Annotated in this window: 22 protein-coding genes; 10 read left to right on the top strand and 12 right to left on the bottom strand. The window is 59.8% G+C overall.

Annotated features, from left to right (window positions below):
- Positions 1–40 precede the first annotated feature (40 nt).
- From purL to grxD, 3 genes are all read left to right on the top strand, one after another.
- Positions 41–2,239, top strand: coding sequence for a phosphoribosylformylglycinamidine synthase subunit PurL (purL, locus tag HEP89_RS18360; RefSeq protein ID WP_168692706.1), 2,199 nt, complete (start codon positions 41–43; stop codon positions 2,237–2,239).
- A 42-nt stretch (positions 2,240–2,281) separates the two neighbouring features.
- Positions 2,282–2,515: a BolA family transcriptional regulator gene (locus HEP89_RS18355; RefSeq protein ID WP_006932469.1), complete on the top strand. Its 234-nt coding sequence runs from the start codon at positions 2,282–2,284 to the stop codon at positions 2,513–2,515.
- Positions 2,516–2,604: 89 nt separating this feature from the next.
- Complete coding sequence (gene grxD / locus HEP89_RS18350) at positions 2,605–2,940, top strand: Grx4 family monothiol glutaredoxin (protein WP_023000869.1); 336 nt, start codon at positions 2,605–2,607, stop codon at positions 2,938–2,940.
- Between the two features lie 249 nt (positions 2,941–3,189).
- Here grxD and HEP89_RS18345 read toward each other — a convergent pair whose 3' ends face one another.
- Positions 3,190–3,582, bottom strand: coding sequence for a hypothetical protein (locus HEP89_RS18345; protein WP_168692705.1), 393 nt, complete (start codon positions 3,580–3,582; stop codon positions 3,190–3,192).
- A 60-nt stretch (positions 3,583–3,642) separates the two neighbouring features.
- On the opposite strand from HEP89_RS18345, the gene HEP89_RS18340 reads away from it, so the two are divergent.
- Complete coding sequence (locus HEP89_RS18340; protein WP_023000868.1) at positions 3,643–3,924, top strand: hypothetical protein; 282 nt, start codon at positions 3,643–3,645, stop codon at positions 3,922–3,924.
- A 157-nt stretch (positions 3,925–4,081) separates the two neighbouring features.
- Here HEP89_RS18340 and HEP89_RS18335 read toward each other — a convergent pair whose 3' ends face one another.
- Positions 4,082–5,596 (bottom strand): DUF427 domain-containing protein, encoded by a 1,515-nt coding sequence (locus HEP89_RS18335; RefSeq protein ID WP_209014752.1) that lies wholly within the window; start codon positions 5,594–5,596, stop codon positions 4,082–4,084.
- A 268-nt stretch (positions 5,597–5,864) separates the two neighbouring features.
- Between HEP89_RS18335 and HEP89_RS18330 the strand changes: the two genes are divergently transcribed.
- From HEP89_RS18330 to HEP89_RS18315, 4 genes are all read left to right on the top strand, one after another.
- Positions 5,865–6,218 carry a hypothetical protein gene (locus HEP89_RS18330; protein WP_062488373.1) on the top strand — a complete coding sequence of 118 codons (354 nt, stop codon included), beginning with the start codon at positions 5,865–5,867 and terminating at the stop codon, positions 6,216–6,218.
- 118 nt (positions 6,219–6,336) lie between these two features.
- Complete coding sequence (locus tag HEP89_RS18325; protein WP_168692703.1) at positions 6,337–6,618, top strand: hypothetical protein; 282 nt, start codon at positions 6,337–6,339, stop codon at positions 6,616–6,618.
- Positions 6,611–7,075 carry a DUF411 domain-containing protein gene (locus HEP89_RS18320; protein ID WP_168692702.1) on the top strand — a complete coding sequence of 155 codons (465 nt, stop codon included), beginning with the start codon at positions 6,611–6,613 and terminating at the stop codon, positions 7,073–7,075. Before HEP89_RS18325 ends, HEP89_RS18320 begins: the two co-directional genes overlap by 8 nt.
- A 79-nt stretch (positions 7,076–7,154) precedes the next feature.
- A complete protein-coding gene (locus HEP89_RS18315; RefSeq protein ID WP_077292536.1) occupies positions 7,155–7,745 on the top strand; it encodes a L,D-transpeptidase in 591 nt (196 codons plus the stop codon).
- Positions 7,746–7,838: 93 nt separating this feature from the next.
- Here the strand turns inward: HEP89_RS18315 and HEP89_RS18310 are convergent, their stop codons facing one another.
- Both HEP89_RS18310 and HEP89_RS18305 read right to left on the bottom strand, forming a co-directional pair.
- Positions 7,839–9,263, bottom strand: coding sequence for an aldehyde dehydrogenase family protein (locus HEP89_RS18310; protein WP_168692701.1), 1,425 nt, complete (start codon positions 9,261–9,263; stop codon positions 7,839–7,841).
- Positions 9,260–10,255, bottom strand: a complete 996-nt coding sequence (locus HEP89_RS18305) for an NAD(P)-dependent oxidoreductase (RefSeq protein WP_168692700.1) — start codon at positions 10,253–10,255, stop codon at positions 9,260–9,262. Before HEP89_RS18305 ends, HEP89_RS18310 begins: the two co-directional genes overlap by 4 nt.
- A 114-nt stretch (positions 10,256–10,369) precedes the next feature.
- On the opposite strand from HEP89_RS18305, the gene HEP89_RS18300 reads away from it, so the two are divergent.
- The gene (locus HEP89_RS18300) at positions 10,370–11,248 is read left to right on the top strand and encodes a LysR substrate-binding domain-containing protein (protein ID WP_168692699.1); all 879 of its coding nucleotides are present in this window, start codon (positions 10,370–10,372) and stop codon (positions 11,246–11,248) included.
- Between the two features lie 462 nt (positions 11,249–11,710).
- Here the strand turns inward: HEP89_RS18300 and ttcA are convergent, their stop codons facing one another.
- The 8 genes from ttcA to HEP89_RS18260 form a co-directional block, all read right to left on the bottom strand.
- A complete protein-coding gene (ttcA, locus tag HEP89_RS18295; protein ID WP_023000859.1) occupies positions 11,711–12,649 on the bottom strand; it encodes a tRNA 2-thiocytidine(32) synthetase TtcA in 939 nt (312 codons plus the stop codon).
- Positions 12,650–12,756: 107 nt separating this feature from the next.
- A complete protein-coding gene (locus tag HEP89_RS18290) occupies positions 12,757–14,139 on the bottom strand; it encodes an FGGY-family carbohydrate kinase (protein WP_077292532.1) in 1,383 nt (460 codons plus the stop codon).
- 6 nt (positions 14,140–14,145) lie between these two features.
- Positions 14,146–14,460 (bottom strand): L-rhamnose mutarotase, encoded by a 315-nt coding sequence (rhaM, locus tag HEP89_RS18285; RefSeq protein WP_055655087.1) that lies wholly within the window; start codon positions 14,458–14,460, stop codon positions 14,146–14,148.
- A 3-nt stretch (positions 14,461–14,463) separates the two neighbouring features.
- Positions 14,464–15,480: an ABC transporter permease gene (locus HEP89_RS18280; protein WP_168692698.1), complete on the bottom strand. Its 1,017-nt coding sequence runs from the start codon at positions 15,478–15,480 to the stop codon at positions 14,464–14,466.
- On the bottom strand, positions 15,477–16,460 hold the full coding sequence (locus HEP89_RS18275; RefSeq protein WP_168692697.1) for an ABC transporter permease: 984 nt from the start codon (positions 16,458–16,460) through the stop codon (positions 15,477–15,479). The genes HEP89_RS18280 and HEP89_RS18275 overlap by 4 nt, the downstream gene beginning before the upstream one ends.
- Positions 16,457–18,010 (bottom strand): sugar ABC transporter ATP-binding protein, encoded by a 1,554-nt coding sequence (locus HEP89_RS18270; RefSeq protein ID WP_168692696.1) that lies wholly within the window; start codon positions 18,008–18,010, stop codon positions 16,457–16,459. The genes HEP89_RS18275 and HEP89_RS18270 overlap by 4 nt, the downstream gene beginning before the upstream one ends.
- 101 nt (positions 18,011–18,111) lie before the next feature.
- Positions 18,112–19,104 carry a rhamnose ABC transporter substrate-binding protein gene (gene rhaS, locus HEP89_RS18265; RefSeq protein ID WP_023000853.1) on the bottom strand — a complete coding sequence of 331 codons (993 nt, stop codon included), beginning with the start codon at positions 19,102–19,104 and terminating at the stop codon, positions 18,112–18,114.
- Positions 19,105–19,159: 55 nt separating this feature from the next.
- Complete coding sequence (locus HEP89_RS18260) at positions 19,160–19,966, bottom strand: DeoR/GlpR family DNA-binding transcription regulator (RefSeq protein WP_031269240.1); 807 nt, start codon at positions 19,964–19,966, stop codon at positions 19,160–19,162.
- A gap of 184 nt (positions 19,967–20,150) precedes the next feature.
- On the opposite strand from HEP89_RS18260, the gene HEP89_RS18255 reads away from it, so the two are divergent.
- A complete protein-coding gene (locus HEP89_RS18255; protein ID WP_168692695.1) occupies positions 20,151–22,253 on the top strand; it encodes a bifunctional rhamnulose-1-phosphate aldolase/short-chain dehydrogenase in 2,103 nt (700 codons plus the stop codon).
- The last annotated feature ends 22 nt before the right edge of the window (positions 22,254–22,275 follow it).

Below are 22,275 nucleotides of genomic sequence, written 5' to 3'. Positions count from 1 at the left end.
CCCATTGGCCAGAAACACTGGCCAAAAACAGTGAAACGTCATGATCCCGAACGACATCAAGATCACGCCCGACCTGATTGCTTCCCACGGTCTGAAGCCGGATGAATATGAGCGCATCCTGGAACTGATCGGCCGCGAGCCGACCTTCACCGAGCTGGGCATCTTTTCAGCCATGTGGAACGAGCACTGCTCGTACAAATCCTCCAAGAAATGGCTGAAGACCCTGCCGACCGAAGGTCCGCGCGTGCTTCAGGGCCCGGGTGAAAACGCGGGTGTGGTCGATATCGGCGATGGCCAGGCCGTGGTCTTCAAGATGGAGAGCCACAACCACCCGTCCTACATCGAGCCTTACCAGGGCGCTGCGACTGGTGTCGGCGGCATCCTGCGTGACGTCTTCACCATGGGTGCGCGTCCAGTTGCGGCCATGAATGCCCTGCGCTTCGGCGAACCCGATCATCCGCGCACCCGTCACCTCGTCTCCGGCGTCGTTTCCGGTGTTGGCGGCTACGGCAACTCCTTCGGCGTTCCGACCGTCGGCGGCGAAGTCGAGTTCCACGCCCGCTACAACGGCAACTGCCTGGTCAACGCCTTTGCGGCAGGCCTTGCAAAATCGGATGCGATCTTCCTGGCCAAGGCCGAAGGCGTCGGCCTGCCGGTCGTCTATCTCGGCGCCAAGACCGGCCGTGACGGTGTCGGCGGCGCAACCATGGCCTCGGCGGAATTCGACGATACGATCGAAGAAAAGCGCCCCACCGTTCAGGTCGGCGACCCGTTCACCGAAAAATGCCTGCTGGAAGCCTGCCTTGAGCTGATGGAAACCGGTGCGGTCATCGCCATCCAGGACATGGGTGCGGCCGGTCTTACCTGTTCCGCCGTCGAGATGGGCGCCAGCGGCGACCTCGGCATCGAGCTGGACCTGGACAAGGTTCCGGTGCGCGAAGAACAGATGAGCGCCTACGAAATGATGCTTTCGGAAAGCCAGGAGCGCATGCTCATGGTCCTGCGTCCGGAAAAGGAACACGAAGCCGAAGCCATCTTCAAGAAATGGGGCCTCGACTTCGCCATCGTCGGCAAGACCACCGACACGCTGCGTTTCATCGTCAAGCACCAAGGCGAAGTCGTCGCCGATCTACCGATCAAGGAACTCGGTGACGAAGCCCCCGAATATGATCGTCCCTGGGTCGAGCCGAAAAAGCGCCCCGTTCTGTCGGTGTCCGAAATCGAGGAACCGGCGGACTATGCCGAAGCTCTCAAGACCCTGGTCGGCAACGCCAACGGCTCGTCCCGCCGCTGGGTCTATGAACAATACGACACGCTGATCCAGGGCAATTCGGCCGCGACGCCTGGTGGTGATGCCGGTGTCATCCGCGTGGAAGGCACCCGCAAGGGCCTGTCTTTCTCCGTTGACGTGACACCGCGCTATTGCGAGGCGGACCCGTTTGAAGGTGGCAAGCAGGCCGTTGCCGAAGTGTGGCGCAACCTGACCGCCGTCGGCTCCGAACCGCTGGCTGCAACCGACAACCTGAATTTCGGCAACCCGGAAAAGCCTGAAATCATGGGCCAGTTCGTCGGCTGTATCAAAGGCATCGGCGAAGCCTGCCGGGAGCTAGAGTTCCCGATCGTCTCCGGCAACGTGTCGCTCTATAACGAGACCCATGGCGAAGCGATCCTGCCGACCCCGGCCATTGGCGGTGTCGGCCTGCTGCCGGACGTCACGGTGCGCGCAGGTGCGGCCTTTGCAAACGAAGGTGACGCAATCCTGCTCATCGGTGGCAAGGGCACCCATCTGGGCGCATCCCAGTATCTCGCGGATATTCTGGGTCGTGAGGAAGGCGCTCCGCCGCCGGTCGACCTGGCGGCAGAAAAGCGCCGCGGCACGCTGGTTCGCCAGCTGATCGGCGCGGCCCGTCTGACGGCTGTACACGATATTTCTTCCGGCGGCCTGGGTGTCGCTCTCGCCGAGATGGCGATGTCCGGCGGCATCGGCGCAACGGTCAAGATCGATGGGCCGGCCCATGCCGCGCTCTTCGGTGAAGACCAGGGACGCTACGTCGTCACCGTTTCCCAGGACAAGGTGGAAGCCGTTCTGGAAGACATTCTGGACGGCGGTATCGACGTTCAACAAATCGGCACCACCGGTGGCACGGATTTGACTGTTGAAGGCATACTCACCATATCCGTTGCAAACTTGAAAAAAGCGCACGAAGATTGGTTCCCGAATTACATGGCAACGGCATAAGCCGTTTGACCTTCAGGAACTTAACAACAGGACGGACGCACGATGCCGATGAACGCAAATGAGATCGAGACCCTGATCAAGGCGGCTTTGCCCGATGCTCAGGTCGAGATCCGGGATTTGGCTGGAGACGGCGATCACTATGCAGCGAATGTTGTCTCGGAATCCTTCCGGGGCAAGAGCCGCGTGCAGCAACATCAGCTGGTTTACGAGGCGCTGAAAGGCAACATGGGCGGCGCTTTGCACGCCCTCGCGCTTCAGACCAAGGCACCGGATTGAGTTGACACATTGCCGCGCAGGCAGCGCGAGCACTTGAATCTGCCGCCGGATCTCGCCAGATAGGCGGCAAAGAGACAAAGGACGGACCCATGAGCATCCAGGACTGGATCAAGAACGAAGTCGACACCAACGACGTTGTGCTTTTCATGAAAGGCACGCCGAACTTCCCGCAGTGCGGTTTTTCCGGTCAGGTCGTACAGATCCTTGACTATGTTGGCGCTCCTTACAAAGGCATCAACGTTCTGGAAGACGACGATCTGCGCCAGGGCATCAAGGAATTCACCAACTGGCCGACCATTCCGCAGCTTTACGTGAAGGGTGAATTCGTCGGTGGCTGTGACATCATCCGCGAAATGTTCCAGAACCAGGAACTGCAGGGCCTTCTCACCGAAAAAGGCATCGAGACCACTCAGCAGACCGCCTGAGCCGGCTGCAGGTTCCGATCGAGGCTTTCAAGGGGCGGTTCTACCGCCCCTTTTTCGTGTCTCAGAGGGTTCCCGCACTGGTGATAATCCGGAAATGGAACGCCGGGCTGCGGCATGAAACGACCGGGATCCCTGACCGCAGGTGACTCTCCGATCCCGGCTCGCGCTTCGCTTGTCCGGGATGACGATGGTGAGGGAGAGGATTGGGCGACGGTTCAAGATGCGCTTTTTGGCGTATTGAGTTGCGCCTCACCTTCCCGTCATTCCGGACAAGAGAGGCAACGCCGAACGCCGATCCGGAATCCAGACATATTTCGCGCCCGAGGCGCGGCATTCGATTGAAATAAAGAGTTCGCTTTGCTCGCGATGACATCTGATTTCCGGATCGGCACGCAGTTTCGCTACACTTGTTCGGAATGACGGGTGCCATAAGGCACTCCGGAACCATTCGCCGGGTAAATCAGAATGATGCCAATCGGGCTCAAACCCCGTCAAAACCACTTGGACTTGCACTTTATCCAATGTTAACCGGAATCGGTTGCGGTCGAATGCAGGCACCATCTCGGCAAAAATTGCCGAATCACCTAAGCTGAACGCAAGGTGAATGCGGATTTCAGGGTGAGTACAGGTGCGTTCCGCCATTCTCCGACCATATCGCAGGGCTCCATCAAACAACGGGGCCGGGAAATGGGACCGGGGACAATGAACAAGATTGCAGTTGCTGCCACCTCCACTTTCGTTCTGGCACTTGTCGGAGCCGGCATCGTCATGTCTGGTGGCGTAAAGACCGATGGCGAACTGCGCCGCGTCGACTGCCAGGCGCTCACCATGTTTACACCAGCCAAAGCCAAGAGTGCCGAAGAACTTTGCGCCAACTACGGCGGCGTTGCACTGAAGGATGCCGAGCCCAGCAAGGAAGGCCTCGTAATCCTTGTCCGCAACCAGCCGATGGGCGGATTTGACGGAGAACACACCGTCCGCTGAATTCCGGCGCGCTTCAGGCTGAGCGTTCACTTGCTCAGCACCTGGCAGATGGTGACAGGCATCCCCTGAAACGTTGCCGCTTCCCGAAAAGATCTCCGAAGCAAGAGTGGCAATGGTCTTTGTAAGCTGGCCGACTTGAAGAATTCAGGTCTTTTGCTCAGTCATCCCGCGTCGTGACCGCATGCGCTGCCACAGGCCCGGCGACATTGTGCAGGTCGACCGATCCGAGCGGGATTGAAGGCAGCCCAGCTTCCAGGGCCACTTCCGCCGTCGCAACGATCTCCTGCCCGATAACCTTGCCGTAATCCCCAAGTCGTGCCGCGATGTTGGCTGCATGGCCAATTACCGTGAAATCAAGCCGCTCCCTTGACCCGACATTGCCGTAGGTGACCTCACCAAAGGCGATGCCGATCGCACAGTGCATGGAGATGCCCTTTGTATCCGGGTCTGGCACCTTCAGACGGCGAACGATCTCCTCGGCACTGGCAACTGCTTGCCGGCAGGCCTCTTCCAGGCCGACGCCCGCAGGGAAAATCGCCAGCACTGCATCGCCGATAAATTTCAGGACCTCGCCTTCATGCGCGTTGACGATGTCTGTCGTGACTTCGAAGAAACGGTTGAGTTCACCGACATAGGCTTGCCGGCCAAGCTCCGTTTCGAGCCGAGTGGAATGCCTGAGGTCGCAGAACAGGATCGCCGCGTCGATGACATCACCGTCCCCACGCCGGATATCGCCGCCCAGAACCCGCGCGCCTGTCCGCTTGCCCAGATAGGTTTCCAGAAGGGATGTCGCATTGGAGGTCAGCGCAAATACCTCGAATAGCCGGCTGATAAGGGCCGAACATTCGAAAACCAGTCCGAGGTTTGCCGTGGTGAAACCGGCAGGATGATCCGAAGCGAGGGTCATCACATTGATCCGCCCGTCGGAAAAAGGCAGCGGCATGGCGACGTAGTCGGTAACGCCCTGCTGCCTGAGGTCTTCCATGATCGGGAAATTGAACTCGTCGGGGTTCGAATCGATCTTTTGCCGAATGCCTCCCAAACCGTCGGCCACATGCTGAAGCGGGCTCAGGCGAAAGGCCGGGCTCTCCAGTGTCTCGTAGGACGGAGCAAAGCTCTGCACGGTATCGTCGTCGCGCGTCCACACATAATGACGGCCGGCAATCATCGGGTGCAGTGACCAGATCAGGATGCTGATTCGGCAGACGGCTATCCCGTCCTCCACCAGTTTCCGGCCAAGGGCGGCTGTAAGTTCTTCCGGCGTTTTCGCGGCCCAGGCTTCGCGCAGCAGCCAATCGACTGTCGGCCCCGTGATGTTCCCGACAGGCAACGGATCAATCGGGGCGCCCTGAAAATCGACCCGGCTCGCCACACCCGGCATGAAGGCCACAAGGCCATCAACCGCCTTTCCTTCCGGCAACGCATTGAGATAACTCCAGGCGCCGTTCTCCAGCGTTTCATTGCCGATCCGGACGTGGCTGTAGCTAGCCGTTCCCTTGAACGGGCAGAAGGTTCTGCGCTCCGGCGCCGGTTCGAGGTCTGCCAGAACGTCGTCGCGCGGGAAATAGATCGCAGGTGCAAGCCGGGTTTCATACATCACCCGCGCCTTTGAAGACCGCGCCAGCAACTGGTCCCCCCGCCAGGCCGTCACTTCGCCGGCAAGCGGTTCCACAAGGATCCCGTAGTCGTTCGAGGTTTGCTGCGCGTGCACGGTCATAAAAAAGAGATATGGAACACATGGCGAGCTGTCCAGTGCACATGCACGCGCCCCCTCTGCTCACACCTGTGTGGCGCCTCAGTCGCCGACACTTGCAAAAAACGCATAGGTGGTACCCGGGGCAGACTTCGTGGCAAGCCACGGTTTGACCTCAATTCGCGATTACGCGCTTGTGAGTAGCCAAGGTATGGAAATTGAGACTCCTGTCGGGTACTGAGATTGAATGCGCAACGTCTTGATCACATTGTTGATCTGCTTTTTTGCCGGGGTCACAACCGCCGCAGCCTACACGCATGTTCCAAAGAGCATTCGCGCTCTGGAACGCTCTATGGCGGTGGAAACGGACCTGGCCGCAAAGACGGTGCAATTTACCGCGCATCATGCCCAATGTTGCCAACCGGACAGCCAGACCGGAAAAACCACCAAACCCTTCGGGTGCGGCCCGGATTGCCTGTCTCATTTCTCCGTTGTGGCGCTGCAATTCCAATCCGCGGTGACCGGGCCGGAAACCACGTCACCTCCCGTCCTGACGGACGCTCTGCCGTCCGCGGAAGATCAACCTCCCATTAAAGGCTGACAATCAAACGGAACACAAAGTTCCGGCTTAGCCAACACTATTGGAAGGTTGAACGACATCTTGCCGGGGCACAATTGACCGGCATGAGAACAGTTCGCCTGAAAGACAGGAAAAAATCATGAGTCTTCAGGAAAACGGTACACAGACATCCTATGCCGCGCCTGTATTTCGAACTCAAAAATATCTGAACAGGAACAATCTCTTCATGTTCGGCTGCTGCCTGCTGATGGCGGTGGTGACCGGTCTGCTGATCGTTTCCGCACCGACCGGACTGACGGCTGGTGAAGCGTTGCTGCTGGCCGTGCCGACGTTCGGCTGCGTCGCCATGCATGTGATTCTGCATCGTGTCATGGGCAAGCCATGCCATGTGCACGCACGAAAGGAGGCCGACCATGTCTAGAAGACCTTTCGCTTTTGCACTTGCCGGTGGGTTCCTGGCGTTGACCTCGGTCGCCTGGGCTGCGGAAGACACCACAATCACGGTCTACAAGTCACCCTGGTGCGGTTGTTGCGAGCTGTGGACCGAGGCTGTCGAGGCTGCCGGCTACAAGGTCGCCGTTCACGATATGGAAGACCTGAGCTCCATCAAGGCGCAGGCAGGCATTCCGGATGACATGCAGGCCTGCCACACGGCGGTGACCGGCGGTGACCGGAAATACATCATCGAAGGACACGTGCCGCTGGAAGCGGTTGAAAAAATGCTGTCGGAGCGTCCGGACATTCGCGGTATCGCGGTTCCAGGCATGCCCCAGGGGTCGCTTGGCATGGGCGACGACCCGACGGCGCAATACACGGTTTACACCCTCGGCCAGAATCCGGCCGATCCTCCCGTCCCTTATCTAGAAACAGGCCAGTAGCCTTCAAATGACGAACCTTACAAGAAGATCATTTCTTGCCGGGTCGGCGAGCCTTACAGGGCTCGCCGTCAGCGGCTGTATGACGACCGCTCCCCAGCAGCCACTTGCCCCCTGGCAGGATCCGTCCGTCCTTGCCATGTACCGTGCGATGCCGGAAGAGCAGTTTCCGATCCCTGCTCCGGATTTGAAGAAGGTACCGGAACGCTACTATCGCAAACAGGTCGACTATCAGACCAGCGAGAAGGTCGGTACGCTGGTCGTCGATACCAGCAACTACTACCTCTACCTCGTCCAGGAAAACGGCAAGGCGATGCGCTACGGCGTCGGCCTGGGTCGTGCCGGGTTCGAATGGTCCGGCCGTGCGCGGATCGCCCGCAAGGCCGCCTGGCCCAAATGGACACCGCCGGAAGAGATGATCCAGCGGCAGCCGGAACTGGAAAAATGGAGCTGGCGTAACGGTGGCATGCCCCCGGGCATCGAAAACCCGCTGGGTGCAAGAGCGCTCTACATCTTCCAGGGCAACAAGGATACGCTCTACCGTATCCACGGCACGGGCGAATACTGGACCATCGGTTCTGCCGTTTCCAGTGGTTGTGTCCGCCTGATCAACCAGGACGTCATCGATCTTTACAGCCGGGTTGCTGACGGATCCCAGATCGTCGTTTTGTAAGGTTCAAGACACGCTTGCGGAAAAGGGGCCGGCCAGCCGGTCCCTTCGCCATCTCCAGCCATCAGCAATGGCTGGTGCGTCCGCTGCCTGGTATCAGCCTGTAATGGCTTTCAGTTCCAGAAAGTCTTCCAGGCCGAATTCCCCATATTCGCGGCCATTGCCGGACTGCTTGTAACCGCCGAACGGCACATCCCAGTCCGGGCTGTTGCCGTTGATATAGACGCTGCCCGCACGCAGTTTGCGGGCTACGCGCTTCGCCCGTTCCGGATCGCCGGTCTGGATATAGGCGGCAAGGCCGTAAGGCGTATCATTGGCAATCGCGACAGCCTCCTCTTCCGTCTCGAACGGGATCATCACCAGCACGGGCCCGAAGATCTCGTTACGGGCAATCGACATCTGGTTGGTGACATCGGCAAAGACTGTCGGCTGAACGAAATATCCTGTCTCGAACCCCTTCGGTTTGCCCGGACCTCCGGCAACAAGGCGGGCACCGTCTGCCAGACCGCGCTCGATATGACCCTGGATCTTTTCGTATTGCAGGTCACTGATCACCGGCCCGATGTGACCTCCCTCCTCCGCCGGATCCCCGACCTTGGTTTCCGCCGCAATCTTTCCGGCAAGCGCAATAGCCTCGTCATAGACGCTTCGCTCCACGAGCAGACGGGTCGGTGCATCGCAGGACTGACCGGTGTTGGAAAAGCAGCCCGACAGCGACGTGCGCAGGGCCGTTTCCAGGTCCGCATCCGCAAAGAGCAGATTGGCCGACTTGCCGCCGAGCTCCAGAGCAACACGTTTGACCGTCGGTGCAGCATTCTGACTGACCGCGACGCCGGCACGGGTCGAACCGGTAAAGGACATCATGTCGATATCCGGATGCGAGGACATTGCAGATCCGACACCCGGTCCATCGCCATTTACCAGATTGAAAACACCAGCCGGGCAGCCGGCCTCATCCAGGATCTCGGCGAAGAGAAGCCCGGAGAGAGGCGCAATTTCACTTGGCTTCAGCACCATGGTGCAACCAGCAGCAAGCGCGGGCGCGACCTTTGCCGCAATCTGGTTGATCGGCCAGTTCCAGGGTGTGATCAAGCCACAAACGCCAATCGGTTCGTGCCGCAGCACGCTGCCGCCACGCGGGCTGGGACGTTCGAACACATGATGCTTCAGGGCTTCCAGTGTCGCTTCCAGGTGGCCGGATCCGGCAGGTGTCTGGCTGCCGCGCGCAAAGCTGCGCGGCGCCCCCATTTCAAGTCGGATCGCCTCGTCCATTTCCTCCGACCGGCGTTGGTAGATCGCGATGACACGCTCAAGAAGCGCGGCACGTTCCTCGACACTTGTTTCCGACCAGCCTGCAAAAGCGGCCTTGGCTGCAGCAACCGCCTTGTCCACATCGGCGGCACTGCCCAGGGAGATCACGGCAACCGGCTTTTCCGTCGCCGGGTTGATCACCTCGAGCGTTTTTGCCTCGACCGGATCGACCCAGGATCCACCGATATAGAACTGCCGCTTTTCAATCATCCGCCTGCTGCTTCCCGTCTGTTCAGTTTCATGTCGTCGCCACTTCTTGGCATAACCTCATATCCGGCTTCTTCCGGCTCCTCGTCAACCATCTCATCCGGAAAACCCGGTGCCCGGATATCAAGACCGGTTGCATCTTCAAGGCGTTTGATGATGTTGGGCGACAATTCCCGCGGACCGTAGCGGTCGATCCCGTCTGCAAAAATCCGGTTGAGAAGCGGTGACACTTCCAGCGGCACCTGATGATCGTCTGCGATTTTCTGGAACAGGCCGATGTCCTTGGCAACAAGATCCATGGTGAAGGAGATGTCGCGCGAGCCGTTGAGGATCACCTGGCTCTCCGTTTCATGGACGAACGAATTACCTGAGGAAATCCGGATTGCCTCGTAAGCCGTGCCAAGATCCATTCCGGCTGCCTTGCAGGTGGTCAGCGCTTCGACCAAAGACACCAGATTGGCCGTTGCCAGATAGTTGGTGACGACTTTCAGAACAGATGCCGAGCCGATCTCGCCGGTGTGCAGCACGCGCCGCCCCAGAACGGTCAGGAGCGGCAGCACGCGCTCGAAGGTTTCCCGCGGACACCCGGCAAAGATCGAGATATTTCCGGTAGCAGCCCTGTGGCAGCCGCCCGACACAGGGCACTCGATCGCCTCCGCCCCTCTGGCGACAACAAGCCCTGCCAGACGGCGCACTTCGCCGGCATCCGTTGTCGACATTTCCGCCCAGATCCTGCCCGGGCCAATACCTTCCAGAATACCGTCCGGACCTTCCACGACCGCAGCACAGGCTGCCGGACTGGGCAGGCAGGTGATGACGACATCGCAGCTTTCTGCAAGCTCCTTCGGGCTTTCACCGCGTCTGGCTCCCCTGGCCGCAAAGCTTTCCATAAGCAGCGGATTGAGGTCCAGCACCATGACCTCAAGACCATTGCGCAGCAGGCTGCCAGCCAGTTTGCCGCCGACATTGCCCAATCCGATGAAACCGACCCGCATGAGAGGCGCCTTTCGTGAAACAGAGTTTGATGCCTTCACTTTGCGCCTCGCCTATGAAATAGAGAAATGATATTAATTCAGCCAATTACCAAACTAATTTTATGAATGAAAAGAATGTCGGCACTCCCCAATCTCGTATGGCTGAGAAGCTTCGAAGCCGTCAGCCGGCTGGGCGGCTTCACCGCAGCGGGCGCGGAACTCGGCCTCACCCAGGCCGCTGTCAGCACGCACATCAGCGCACTGGAAAGCCAGCTCGGCCATCAGCTTTTCGAACGCACGACGCGAAAGCTGGAGCTTACCGCCAGCGGCCGGGCTTATCTGCCGTCGGTACGCAAGGCCTTGCAGGACCTTGCCGTATCCACGGACAGGCTCTTCGGCAACCGAACGGCCGGCTCCGTAACCATTCGCGCTCCGATTTCCGAAACTGTTCTCATCATCGCCCCTGCCCTGGCGGAGTTCCAGAAGACCCATCCTGAACTGGACATCCGGCTCTTGTCGGCAATCTGGGCCGACACGGCCCTTGAGACCGGCACCGACATCGAGATCCGCCTCGGCACAGGCAATTGGCCCGGTGTGCATGCAGAACCGCTGGGACCGGAAAAGATCGTGCCGGTGTGTCATCCAGCGCTGGCCGAAAGATTGAAGGAACCGGCGGATCTGATGGATCTTCCACGCATTCACATTCTCGGCTTCGACGATCACTGGCCACGTTTTTTCGAAGCTCAGTCCCTCACGCAGCCATCCGGACACTCGGGCGTCACCGTCGACACCTCCCTCGCGGCGGTTGAACTGGCGGCTGCCGGCGGCGGTGTCGCCCTGCTGCTGGGCAAGGTTGCAGCCCGGCTGGCGGGAAGCGGACGGCTGACGACCCCTCTGGCCCCGGGGCTGCCTTCCATGCGCACCCATTACCTGCTGAACCGGGACAATTCCTCTCCGCGAAAACCGGCGGTTCAACGGGTGGAAACCTGGCTGCGAGACCTGTTTGCAGCATAGGCCCGTGGCTATTCCGGTCAGGTCAAGCGCTCACCTGCGCGCTGGAAGTGGGCAAGAGGCTCATATCGTTTTCAATAGATGCACGTCTCCGCGCTCACAGGCCTCACCCCAGCGGAAAACCGATAAGATATTGAAATACATTTCTTTTTAGAAGTCCAATTACAGGGCATACTGGATCCCGGTCTTGTCGCTGGTGCGACAAACCGGGATGACAAGCCAAGGACGTGTGACAATTATGGAGCAGGCTGAGCTGCGAGATCATCCCTTTCCGTGCCACACCCTCGTCATGCCATGGCTCGACCATGGCATCCATGCCGATGCAAAACGACACGGCAACGCCTATCCATTTTGAAAGGCCAGGGAATGGATTGCCGGATCAAGTCCGGCAATGACAGGGAGCGTGGGGGGATAGGGAATGGGGCTATCTGAACGCTGTTGTTACCGCGGATACGCCTCAGAAGGTCACTCCGCTGCGAACAGCTTTGCCGTCATCGCCAGGCTTGCGCCACAGGGCTCTTCTGCTTCGCCGCTCACCTCTACCCCACCCTCGGCAGGGCGCAGGTTGACGAAGTCGTAGAGCGAGCGGTCGAGGAGATGCGACGGCCGGGTGTGGCCGAGGGCGCGGGCCATGACGCCAAGGCGACCGGGGGTTGCCTTTTCCCAGCCCTGCAGCATGCGTTTGACTTCCTCGCGCTGCAGGCCGTCCTGCGAGCCACAGAGATTGCAGGGAATGATCGGGAACTGCATGCCGTTGGCAAAGCGTGCGATGTCGCTTTCAGCAGAATAGGCAAGCGGGCGGAGCACCAGAAGATCGCCCTCGTCGTTGATCAGCTTGGGCGGCATGGAGGCCAGACGGCCACCGTGGAAGAGGTTCATGAAGAACGTCTCCAGAATATCTTCCCGGTGATGGCCGAGCACGATGGCCTCGCAGCCCTGCTCCCGTGCGATCCTATAAAGAATTCCGCGGCGCAGGCGCGAACACAGCGAACAATAGGTGCGGTGCTCGGGGATCTTGTCGGTGACAATGGAATAGGTGTCTTCGCGCACGATGATGTGCTCGATACCGTTGTCCTCGAAGAATTTCGGCAGGATGTCCGCCGGAAAACCGGGCTGAGCCTGATCCAGATTGCAGGCGATCAGGTCGACCGGCAGCAGACCACGCCATTTCAGTTCGATCAGCACCGCCAGCAGCGTGTAACTGTCCTTGCCACCAGACAGGCAGACCAGCCACTTCGGCCGCTTTTCCTGCGAAGCCCCTTCCGGCAGCATCCCGAAGTCGGCAATCGCCTCACGCGCCTGGCGCAAAAGGCGCTTTCTCAGCTTCTTGAACTCGACGCTCGCAGGTGCATTGCGAAGCAACGCGGGTACGTCGATGTCGGTACTGTCGGCAATATCGTTCATTTGAGAAGCTCGGCGGCTTGTTGGGTTCGCTGTCTTTGCGCTGACATAGCGGATCAAGGCTGCCGGGAAAAGGGAAAAGCCGTGCGTATCAGGGGATGGCAGTTCGCTCACTGGAGCTGTTCTTGCCATTTCCCAGCGTATTGCTTCAGCCGAGAGAGACGTTCGCCGCCGCGTCCGCGTGGGCCAGCCTGCGGCCGTTTTTCCGTATCACCGTCTGCTACCAGCAACGCGGCGCCGATACTGGTTCCGGTGAGCGACCCTGCCGATGCTTCAACCGGCCGCCCGGTCGCAGCCTCCAGCATGTCAAGGTAAAGCCCGTTCTGAGCGAACGGCCCCTCCACAACAATTGGACCTTCTGCTCCGGTCATCGCCAGGCACTCTGCCGTCACCAGCGCCAGATAGAAGGACAGAGCCGCAAAGCATTCGCCGTCGCTCAGGAGCGTCTCATCCACGCTCCAGTGATACTCGCTGCCCTGGAAAGGGCCGGAACGTGGGTCGACAGCGGGAAAAAGCATGATCTCGCGAGAAAGCACGGTATCAATCTGTTCTTCCGAACAGCCCTTCTCACGTCCCTTCAGGATCATGTCGAACTCACGTCCCCCCATGAACCTTGCCGAAGGCACAGGATCACCGAAAGCGTTGACGTTGATCAGCGTGTCGCGGGACGGGTCGAGGAGCACCCGGCCGCCTCCTATCGCCAGCACGATCACCCAGGTGCCGGTAGAGACGACCGAAAACGGAGGCTGTCGCAGGATCAGATGCGGATAAAGCGAAGCGTTGGAATCGTGAATGCCGCAGGCGACCGGAATATCCTTCGGCAATCCGGTCCGGGCCACAACCTCCGGCAGGACGGACCCGAGACGATCACCCGCCTTGCGCACGGGAGCCATATTCTCCTCCAGACCGAGCCGGTCCACAAGCGAGGAGAACCGGTTTTCGGACGGGCACCAGAGGTCGGTATGGCAGCCGAGCGAAGTCACCTCGTTGGAAAGAACGCCGGTGAGCTTGAAGGTCCAGTATTGCGGATAGGTCAGAACCGTCGCCACCCGGTCAAGCAGACCCGGGTCCGTTTTCAGTTGCCAATGGAGTTGCGCCCCCAGATTGAGGCCCATGCCGAGCCTGGGTGACCCGGTTTCCGCGAAGTCCGGCCGGATCACATCATAGGCGGCCGCCAGGTCGTCCGGGCCGGCGAATTCATAGTCCAGCATCGGCGCGGTAAGGTTCCCTTCCGCGTCCAGAAGAACGGCGCTGGCACCATGCGTCGTCACCGACAGGGCATCGATACCATGGGCCTTGTGCAGCTCCGCCAGCGCCTCGCAGATGAAATCCCAGTGGCCTTCCAGGTCGAAATGCGGATAGGGCGGCCCCGGCAGGACCGAGTTGGGACGCGTCAGGACGCCAAGTTCCCTGCGCTGGTCCAGATCGACCACGGCAACCTTCGCATTGGTCTTGCCGATATCGATGACGCCCACATTCCGGATCGCTGCCATCAACGCTCAATCCATGTGAAAGACGGTTGTGAGCGGTGTTGCCACTGGTTCGTTGTCCGGCTTGGTCGCCATTACATCGGCCATATGTGCCCACCATTTCCGCATCACCGGGTGGTTCGGCAGATCGTCCATCTTGTGGCCATCCTGGCGCCAAAGCACGCCGAAGAGGATGTCGGTCTCGGGATCCAGATGAATTGAATAGTCGCTGATGCCTGCGTCTTTCAACAAGGCCACCAGTTCCGGCCAGATTTCGTCATGGCGCTTCCGGTATTCCGCTTCCATGCCCGGATTGAGCTTCATCTTGAAGGCATATTTTTCCATGGTTCAGGCCTTCCGTTTTGCGAGAACCCGGTGGGCGATGCGCGGCAAGGCAATGACGGCAATCAGCAGCAGACCGATGAAGATCGACATGACGATGCCCGGTACGTTGAGCAGGCCAAACCCGAAGGTGACCATGCCCATGACGAAGGCAGCGATCACCACACCCGGAATGGAGCCGGAGCCACCGAGAATATTGACGCCGCCCAGCACCACCATTGTCACGATCTCAAGCTCCCAGCCGAAGGCAATCGATGGTCTTGTCGCCCCGAGACGCGAGGTCAGGCATATGGCGGCAACACCCGACATAAGGCCCGTGAGCAGGAAAAGTGCGAATTTGACCCGCGGCACGCGAATACCGGAAAAAAGCGCACCGACCGGATTGTTGCCGACAACATAGACCGCCCGGCCAAAGTTCGTCTTGTGCAGAATGACAGCGAAAACAATGGCCAGCAGCGCGAACAGGACGAACTCGAAGGAGATCACCCACCAGACGTAGCCCTGCCCGAAAAAGGCAAAGTCGGACGGATAGCCGGTGTAGGCCTTGTCGCCGAGCACGATATAGGAAATGCCGCGGAACAGGCTCATGGTGCCGATGGTCACAACGATGGACGGCAGGCCGAAGCCGGTCACCAGGAAGCCGTTGAAGGCACCGCACAACAGCCCTGTGCCGAGGCCGATCAACACCAGAACCGGCGTATCGGCCCCCATCTGGACGGCAAAGCCCATGGCCGTTGACGAAAGTGCAATGATCGAGGCAACCGAAAGGTCGATCTCGCCAGAAATGATCAATAGCCCCATGGCAAAGGCGATCATCGCCTTTTCGGTGAAATTGAAGGTCGCGTCGGAGAGGTTCCACGGGTCGAGGAAATAAGGCGAGGCAAAGCTGTTCAGCGTGAAGACGGCGACGGCGACCACGAGTAGCAGCAGTTCCCAGCTCACCAGAAACCGCTGCAGCGGCGACTTCAGCCTGTCCGGAATCTGACGCCCATGCGCGCCGGTGTCTGGGGTGGCGAGGCTCATGCTGCGTGCTCCGCTTTTTTCAGGATCACCCGGCCCTTGGTCCGGTTGGACGTGGCGTTGAAGGCTACGGCGATGATGATTGCGCTGCCGGAAATCGCGAGTTGCCAGAAGGGCGAGATATTGATCACCGGAAGGGCGTTCTTGACGATACCGAGGAACAACGCACCGAGCAGGGCCCCGCCGACAGACCCGATGCCGCCGGCAATCGAGATCCCGCCGATGACACAGGCCGCGACCACCTCAAGCTCGAAGCCGCCGGCGATATCGACATAGGCAACAGCATAGCGGGCAACCCAGAGATAGCCGGTGAGACCGGCAAGCGCGCCGGAAATGACATAGGCCGCGCATTGGGTGAGGCCAACATTGATGCCCGTATAGACCGCCGCGTGCGGATTGCCGCCAACGGCAAAGAAAGCCCTGCCAAGTGGTGTCCGCCCGACCAGAACGATGAACCCGATCACGACGGCGATCGCTATCCACGACAGAACCGGCAGACCGAGCACGACCTCACGCGGGAAGCCCTTGAAGGCGTCACTCATCTCATGGGCGTTGATCCACTCCCCGCCGGAAATAACGAAGATGATGCCCCGGTAGATGGTCATGGTGCCAAGGGTGACGACAATAGGCGGAATATCCAGCTTCCAGACAAGCAGTCCGTTCGCGAGCCCCATCAAGGCCCCAAGACAGATCGCCAGGGCCAGGATAACCGGCACCGGCAGACCGGGCATGGCCATGTTGAGCATGGCGACCACCATGCCGGTGAGCGCAAGGTTCGCGGCGACGGACAGATCGATACACCGGGTGAGGATCACCACCATCTGGCCGAGTGCCAGAATGATCAGCGGAGCCGTGTCGTTGAAGACATTCGCCAGGTTGGACGGCGCGACGAAGCCGGGAAAGCGAGTGGCGATCGCGAGCACCAGAACCAGGATGGCTCCGGCGAGAATGGTCTCGCGCGATTTCATCAGCGATCGGATCATGTGCGCACCTCCGTGATGCCGGCAGCTGCCCGCACCAGATGTTCCGGCGTCAGGTCAGCACCTTCAAATTCGGCGGCGATACGCCCCTCCCGCATGACAATCACTCGGTCGGACATGCCGAGAATTTCCGGAATTTCGGACGACACCATGATGACCGCCAGACCTTCGGCGGCCAGTTCCGCCATGAATTCATGCACCGCGGCCTTGGAACCGATGTCGATGCCCTTGGTAGGTTCGTCCAGGATGATCACCCGAGGTTTGGTCGCAAGCCATTTGGCGATGACAACCTTCTGCTGGTTGCCGCCTGAAAGTTCGCCGATATCCTGGTCAAGAGCTGCTGCGCGCAAGTCCAGCCGCCGCGTGTAGTCGCGGGCCAGCTTGAATTCCTCCGCAAGCCGCAGGAACCCCTTGCGTGAGGTCTCCTTGAGCGACGGCAGCGAGACATTCTGGAAAATGGGCAGGCCTTTGATGGCCCCCTGTTTGCCCCGGTCTTCCGGGACATAGACGATGCCCTGCCGGATGGCTTCGTTGGGATCGCGAATGACGGCGATCCTGTCGTCTATCCGGATTGCCCCCTTGGAAGGCCTGGTCACCCCGAACAGCGCCTGCATGAATTCGCTGCGCCCGGCCCCCACAAGGCCGTAAAACCCAAGGATCTCTCCCGCACGAAGCGTGAAACCGATGTCCTCGAATTCCGTCGGGTGGCAATAACCGACAACCTTCAGCACTTCCTCACCCAGTTGCGATGCCCGTTTCGGGAAAACCTGGTCGACCGACCGGCCGACCATGAGCTTGACCAGCTCCTGTTCGGAAACAGCCTCGATCTTGCCCTTGCCGACCATCTGGCCGTCCCGGAAAACCGTGTAGCGGTCCGCGATGCGGAAGATCTCGTCGAACTTGTGGCTGATGAAGAGGATCGCCTTGCCTTCCGCCTTCAGGCGTTCCACCAGCTCGTAGGTTTCCTCAATTTCCTTGTGGGACAGCGAGGCGGTCGGCTCATCCATGATGACGATCTTGGCGTCGATGGAGAGCGCCCGGGCAATCGCCACCAGGTGCTTGTTGGCAATACCGAGATCCTTCAGCGTGACATTCGGATCGATCCTGGCGCCGACCCGGTCGAGCAGCGCTTGTGCCTTGCGCAGCATTTCCTTGCGGTCAATCAGCCCGAAACGGGTTTTCGGCGCATGGCCGATGAAAATGTTTTCTGCCACCGACAGGTCGTCGAACAGGACGGTTTCCTGGTGGATCGCCGTCACCCCTGCCCGGCCCGCGTCCTGGGCAGTGGGAAAGGAAACCGGTGTGCCATTGATCGCGATTGCGCCCTCGTCCGGCTGATAGATGCCGGTCAGGATCTTCACAATGGTGGATTTACCCGCGCCGTTTTCCCCCACCAGGGCAGTAACTTCCCCCGGGAACAGCTCCAGCGACACTTCGGAAAGCGCCTTCACGCCCGGGAACGATTTGGAGATACCGCTGAGCGTCAGTACCGGCCCCGCGCCGTCTTCCGTTTGCGGATGCGTGTCCGCTATGCCCTGCGTGTTCGCAAGCATGACCATTTCCCGGAGCCTGGAGTTTCGTTGCTGGTTTCAAAGACCCGGTGCGCATGGCACCGGGTCTGACATGTTTCTATAGTCCGGTCCTGGCGACTAGCTTAGAAAATGTCCTTGAAGTCGTCGATGTTGGAGCTGTCATAGACGAACGGGTCCGCCATCGCGCCTTCGTTGCTGTCGTTGAGCGTCAGCGTGCCCATACGGCCCATCGGGATTTCCGCGCCCGGCTTTGCTTCCGCGGCGCCGGTGGACAGGTTGTAGGCCAGCATGGTTGCCGAATAGCCAAGGTCGATCGGGTTCCAGATAGCGAACGACTTGGATGCACCGGATGCGATGTGGCCAGCCATTTCTGACGGCAGGCCGAGCCCGGTCACGTTGACCTGTCCTGCTTTTTCAGCGTCAGAGACCGCCTGAGCTGCGGCAACGATACCCACGGACGTCGGCGCGATGATCGCCTTCAGGTCCGGATAGGTCTGCATCAGGCCCTGGGCTTCACGGTAGGACTTGTCGGCAAGGTCGTCGCCATAGACGGTAGCAACCACGTTGATGCCCGGATAATTGTCCTTCACCTTGTTCATTTCCTCGATCCAGATGTTCTGGTTTGTGGCGGTTGCGGACGCGGACAGGACGGCAACATCACCGCCATCGGGCAGATGATCGGCGGCCAGCTTGATGATCATGTTGCCGATCAGCGGATTGGACGACGGATTGAGGTGAAGCTGGCGACCTTCCGGCGCAACGCCGCTGTCCCAGGAAATAACGGTAATGCCGCGGTCCATGGCTTTCTTCAGTGCCGGAACCAGGGCGTCCTGATCGTTGGCGGAGATTGCAATGGCATCCACCTTCTGGGCGATCAGCGCGTTGATGACCTCGATCTGACCTTCTGCGGTCGTGTCGGTCGGGCCGGTGTAGATGATCTCGACATCGCCGAGTTCCTTGGCAGCCTCTTCAGCGCCCTTCGCGGCAGCTTCAAAGAAGCCGATTCCGAGCGCCTTGACGACAAGGGCGATGCGTTTTTCCGCGGCACTGGCCGGTGCGGCGATGCAGACGGCGGCGACTGCTGTTGCCGCCAGAAGTGACTTGAGCAATTTCATGGTCTTCCTCCCTAAAGTGCTGCCGGCCCCTCCCAAGGTCCGGACAGTGTGCCGGCTACCCGTTCGAGGTTGCCTTGGTCTGTGCGGCGCTTGTTTCCGCCACGATCAGATGGATGTCGGCCTGTTCCAGCATGTTGGCCGCGCTGTCTGGGATCCTGTCATCGGTGATGACGGTGGAAATCCGCTCGAGCGGGCACAGGATCAGGCTGGAACGCGCGCTGAATTTCGATGAATCCGCCAGAACCACCAGTTCATCCGCCTGGCCGATCAGCTTCTGCTCGGCCTGAATGAGCAACGGATCGGCCTCCATGAGCCCAAGCGGCCCAAGCCCCTGGGCCCCCATGAACATGCGCGTCGCGTAGAAGTTCCGGGTCACGTCATTGTCGAAGGGGCTCAGGATGATGTTCTGTTCACGATAGATCACCCCACCCGAGAGCATGATGGTGTTCTTGGAATTCTTGAGGAGATGCTCGGCAATCGGAAACGAGTTGGTGAACACCTGGCAGCGCTTGGTTGCCAGCGGATGCACCATCTGAAAGGTGGTTGTGCCGCCGTTGATGATGATGGCATCGCCATCCTCGCACAGCTCCACCGCCTTTTGCGCGATTGCGCGTTTCTGAGCGATGTTGATCGTTTCGTTGACACTGAACGGACGCCCCGCCAGCCCGACGAACTGCGGCGGATGAATGCTCTCAGCCCCACCCCGCACGCGGCGCAGCTTCTTCTGCACATGCAGCTGGGCAATGTCGCGACGGATGGTCGCTTCTGAGGAATCCGTCAACGCCACCAGCTCCTGCACCGTCACGACCGGACGATCCTGGACTGCGGACAATATGATCCTGTGGCGTTCTTTCTCGTGCATCTGGTCCTCCCATTGATCAAACGTTTCCACCAACACCGGTCAATGTCAATCATAAAAAATCAAAAATGATCATTTTGCAGCGCAATATGATTGATATTGATCGTTTTTGATTGACAACCCGATCCGTTCAAGCGAGTTTCTAGACAACGAGACGCAAGCCGTCAGGCTTACCTGGGAGGAAAAGATGTTGAATTCCGCTGCCGGTTCCCGGCTTGCAAACCTGTGGGATGACCAGAAGGCTTCCGGCATGAGCGAAGCGGAGCTGCTGCTCTATCGCTCCAACCTCCTGGGCTCCGACAAGCGCATCACCAACTACGGTGGCGGCAACACCTCCGCCAAGGCGATGGAAAAGGATCCCCTCACCGGCGATCAGGTCGAGGTACTGTGGGTAAAGGGCTCCGGCGGCGATGTCGGCACCATCAAGATGGATGGTTTTGCGACACTCTACATGGACAGGCTGCGGGCACTTAAAGGGCTCTATCGCGGTGTCGAGTTCGAAGACGAGATGGTCGCCTGCCTACCCCATTGCACCTTCAACCTGAACCCGCGCGCCGCCTCCATCGATACGCCGCTTCATGCCTATGTGCCGAAAAGCCATGTCGATCATATGCATCCGGACGCAATCATCGCCATTGCAGCGGCGAGCGACAGCAAGGCAATCACGCAGGAAATTTTCGGCGCCGACATCGGCTGGTTGCCCTGGAAACGACCAGGCTACGAACTGGGCCTGTGGCTGGAAAAATTCTGCCTGGAAAATCCGGAGGCCCGCGGGGTCGTTCTGGAAAGCCATGGCCTCTTTACATGGGCTGACGACGCCAGGACCTGCTACGAAACCACCCTGGAGATCATCAACAAGGCGATTGCCTGGTTTGAGGAAAAGACGGCAGGAAAAGATGCTTTCGGCGGCTCGAAACACCGCGCCCTGGCTCCATCGGACCGGCGTGGGGTTGCCGCCCGCCTGATGCCTGCAATCCGGGGGATGGTTTCCGGCAAGCAACATATGGTCGGTCACTTCGACGACAGCGACGCTGTGCTGGAATTCGTCTGCGCCAATGACATGGAAGCCCTTGCCGCCCTCGGCACAAGCTGCCCGGATCATTTCCTGCGCACCAAGATCCGCCCGCTCGTGGTCGATTTCGATCCCGCGACCCCGGACATCGAGGCAACGCTTGCCGGGCTCGGTCAGGCAGCGGAAGCTTACCGTGACGACTACGCGGCCTATTATGACCGTTGCAAGCACGACGACAGCCCCGCCCTTCGCGACCCGAACGCCGTTGTCTACCTGGTGCCGGGCGTTGGCATGATCACCTTCGCCAAGGACAAGGCGACGGCACGCATTTCAGGCGAATTCTATACCAACGCCATTAACGTCATGCGCGGCGCTTCCAGCGTCTCCACCTATCGCGGCCTGCCGGAACAGGAAGCCTTCGACATCGAATACTGGCTTCTGGAGGAAGCCAAGCTGCAGCGCATGCCCAAACCCAAGAGCCTTGCAGGCAAGATCGCGCTGGTCACCGGCGGCGCCGGTGGCATCGGCTCGGCCACCGCTGAACGCTTCCTGCGCGAAGGCGCCTGTGTGGTGCTGGCCGACATCGACGCGGACGCACTCGGGGCCGCTGCCGACAATCTCACCGCCCGCTATTCCAGAGACGTTGTGCGCACGGTGACGATGGATGTCACCAGCGAAGACGCAGTTGCAGATAGCTTTGCCCGAGCGGCGCTGGAATTCGGCGGTGTCGACATTCTCGTTTCCAACGCCGGCATCGCGTCTTCCGCCCCGATCGAGGACACCACGCTCGACCTGTGGAACCGGAACATGTCGATCCTGTCGACCGGATACTTCCTGGTGTCCCGTGAGGCCTTCAAGGTCATGAAGACGCAAGGGGTCGGCGGCTCCATCGTGTTCATCGGATCGAAGAACGGCCTCGCCGCGTCTCCCGGTGCCAGCGCCTATTGCACGGCCAAGGCTTCCGAACTGCACCTCGCCCGCTGCCTTGCCCTGGAAGGTGCTCCGGAGGGAATCCGCGTCAATGTCGTCAACCCGGATGCTGTCCTGCGCGGCTCCAAGATCTGGTCCGGTGACTGGCTGAAGGAACGCGCAGAAGCCTACGGCAAGGACACGTCGGAGCTAGAGGAACACTACCGCCAGCGCTCGCTGCTGAAACTGTCCGTGCTGCCGGAAGACATCGCCGAGGCAACCTACTTTTTCGCCTCCGAGTTTTCCGCCAAGTCGACCGGGAACATCATCAACGTCGACGCCGGCAACGTTCAGGCGTTCACGCGGTAGCAATCTTCAAGGTAATCGAACC

Source organism: Labrenzia sp. 5N, assembly GCF_012395805.1.
In the GTDB taxonomy this organism is placed as follows: Bacteria; Pseudomonadota; Alphaproteobacteria; order Rhizobiales; family Stappiaceae; genus Roseibium; species Roseibium algicola.
This window is presented reverse-complemented; position numbering and strand designations above follow the sequence as displayed.

Coding starts and splice junctions, on each gene's coding strand:
- HEP89_RS18290 (WP_077292532.1), bottom strand. CDS start 14,139: ATGGCAGCGATCCGGAATGTGGGCGTCATCGATATCGGCAAGACCAAT.
- ttcA (WP_023000859.1), bottom strand. CDS start 12,649: ATGAACGATATTGCCGACAGTACCGACATCGACGTACCCGCGTTGCTT.
- HEP89_RS18325 (WP_168692703.1), top strand. CDS start 6,337: ATGAGTCTTCAGGAAAACGGTACACAGACATCCTATGCCGCGCCTGTA.
- HEP89_RS18260 (WP_031269240.1), bottom strand. CDS start 19,966: ATGCACGAGAAAGAACGCCACAGGATCATATTGTCCGCAGTCCAGGAT.
- HEP89_RS18320 (WP_168692702.1), top strand. CDS start 6,611: ATGTCTAGAAGACCTTTCGCTTTTGCACTTGCCGGTGGGTTCCTGGCG.
- HEP89_RS18255 (WP_168692695.1), top strand. CDS start 20,151: ATGTTGAATTCCGCTGCCGGTTCCCGGCTTGCAAACCTGTGGGATGAC.
- HEP89_RS18340 (WP_023000868.1), top strand. CDS start 3,643: ATGAACAAGATTGCAGTTGCTGCCACCTCCACTTTCGTTCTGGCACTT.
- HEP89_RS18300 (WP_168692699.1), top strand. CDS start 10,370: ATGTCGGCACTCCCCAATCTCGTATGGCTGAGAAGCTTCGAAGCCGTC.
- grxD (WP_023000869.1), top strand. CDS start 2,605: ATGAGCATCCAGGACTGGATCAAGAACGAAGTCGACACCAACGACGTT.
- purL (WP_168692706.1), top strand. CDS start 41: ATGATCCCGAACGACATCAAGATCACGCCCGACCTGATTGCTTCCCAC.
- HEP89_RS18345 (WP_168692705.1), bottom strand. CDS start 3,582: ATGGCGGAACGCACCTGTACTCACCCTGAAATCCGCATTCACCTTGCG.
- HEP89_RS18280 (WP_168692698.1), bottom strand. CDS start 15,480: ATGAGCCTCGCCACCCCAGACACCGGCGCGCATGGGCGTCAGATTCCG.
- rhaM (WP_055655087.1), bottom strand. CDS start 14,460: ATGGAAAAATATGCCTTCAAGATGAAGCTCAATCCGGGCATGGAAGCG.
- HEP89_RS18315 (WP_077292536.1), top strand. CDS start 7,155: ATGACGACCGCTCCCCAGCAGCCACTTGCCCCCTGGCAGGATCCGTCC.
- HEP89_RS18305 (WP_168692700.1), bottom strand. CDS start 10,255: ATGCGGGTCGGTTTCATCGGATTGGGCAATGTCGGCGGCAAACTGGCT.
- HEP89_RS18310 (WP_168692701.1), bottom strand. CDS start 9,263: ATGATTGAAAAGCGGCAGTTCTATATCGGTGGATCCTGGGTCGATCCG.
- HEP89_RS18355 (WP_006932469.1), top strand. CDS start 2,282: ATGCCGATGAACGCAAATGAGATCGAGACCCTGATCAAGGCGGCTTTG.
- HEP89_RS18330 (WP_062488373.1), top strand. CDS start 5,865: ATGCGCAACGTCTTGATCACATTGTTGATCTGCTTTTTTGCCGGGGTC.
- HEP89_RS18270 (WP_168692696.1), bottom strand. CDS start 18,010: ATGCTTGCGAACACGCAGGGCATAGCGGACACGCATCCGCAAACGGAA.
- HEP89_RS18275 (WP_168692697.1), bottom strand. CDS start 16,460: ATGATCCGATCGCTGATGAAATCGCGCGAGACCATTCTCGCCGGAGCC.
- rhaS (WP_023000853.1), bottom strand. CDS start 19,104: ATGAAATTGCTCAAGTCACTTCTGGCGGCAACAGCAGTCGCCGCCGTC.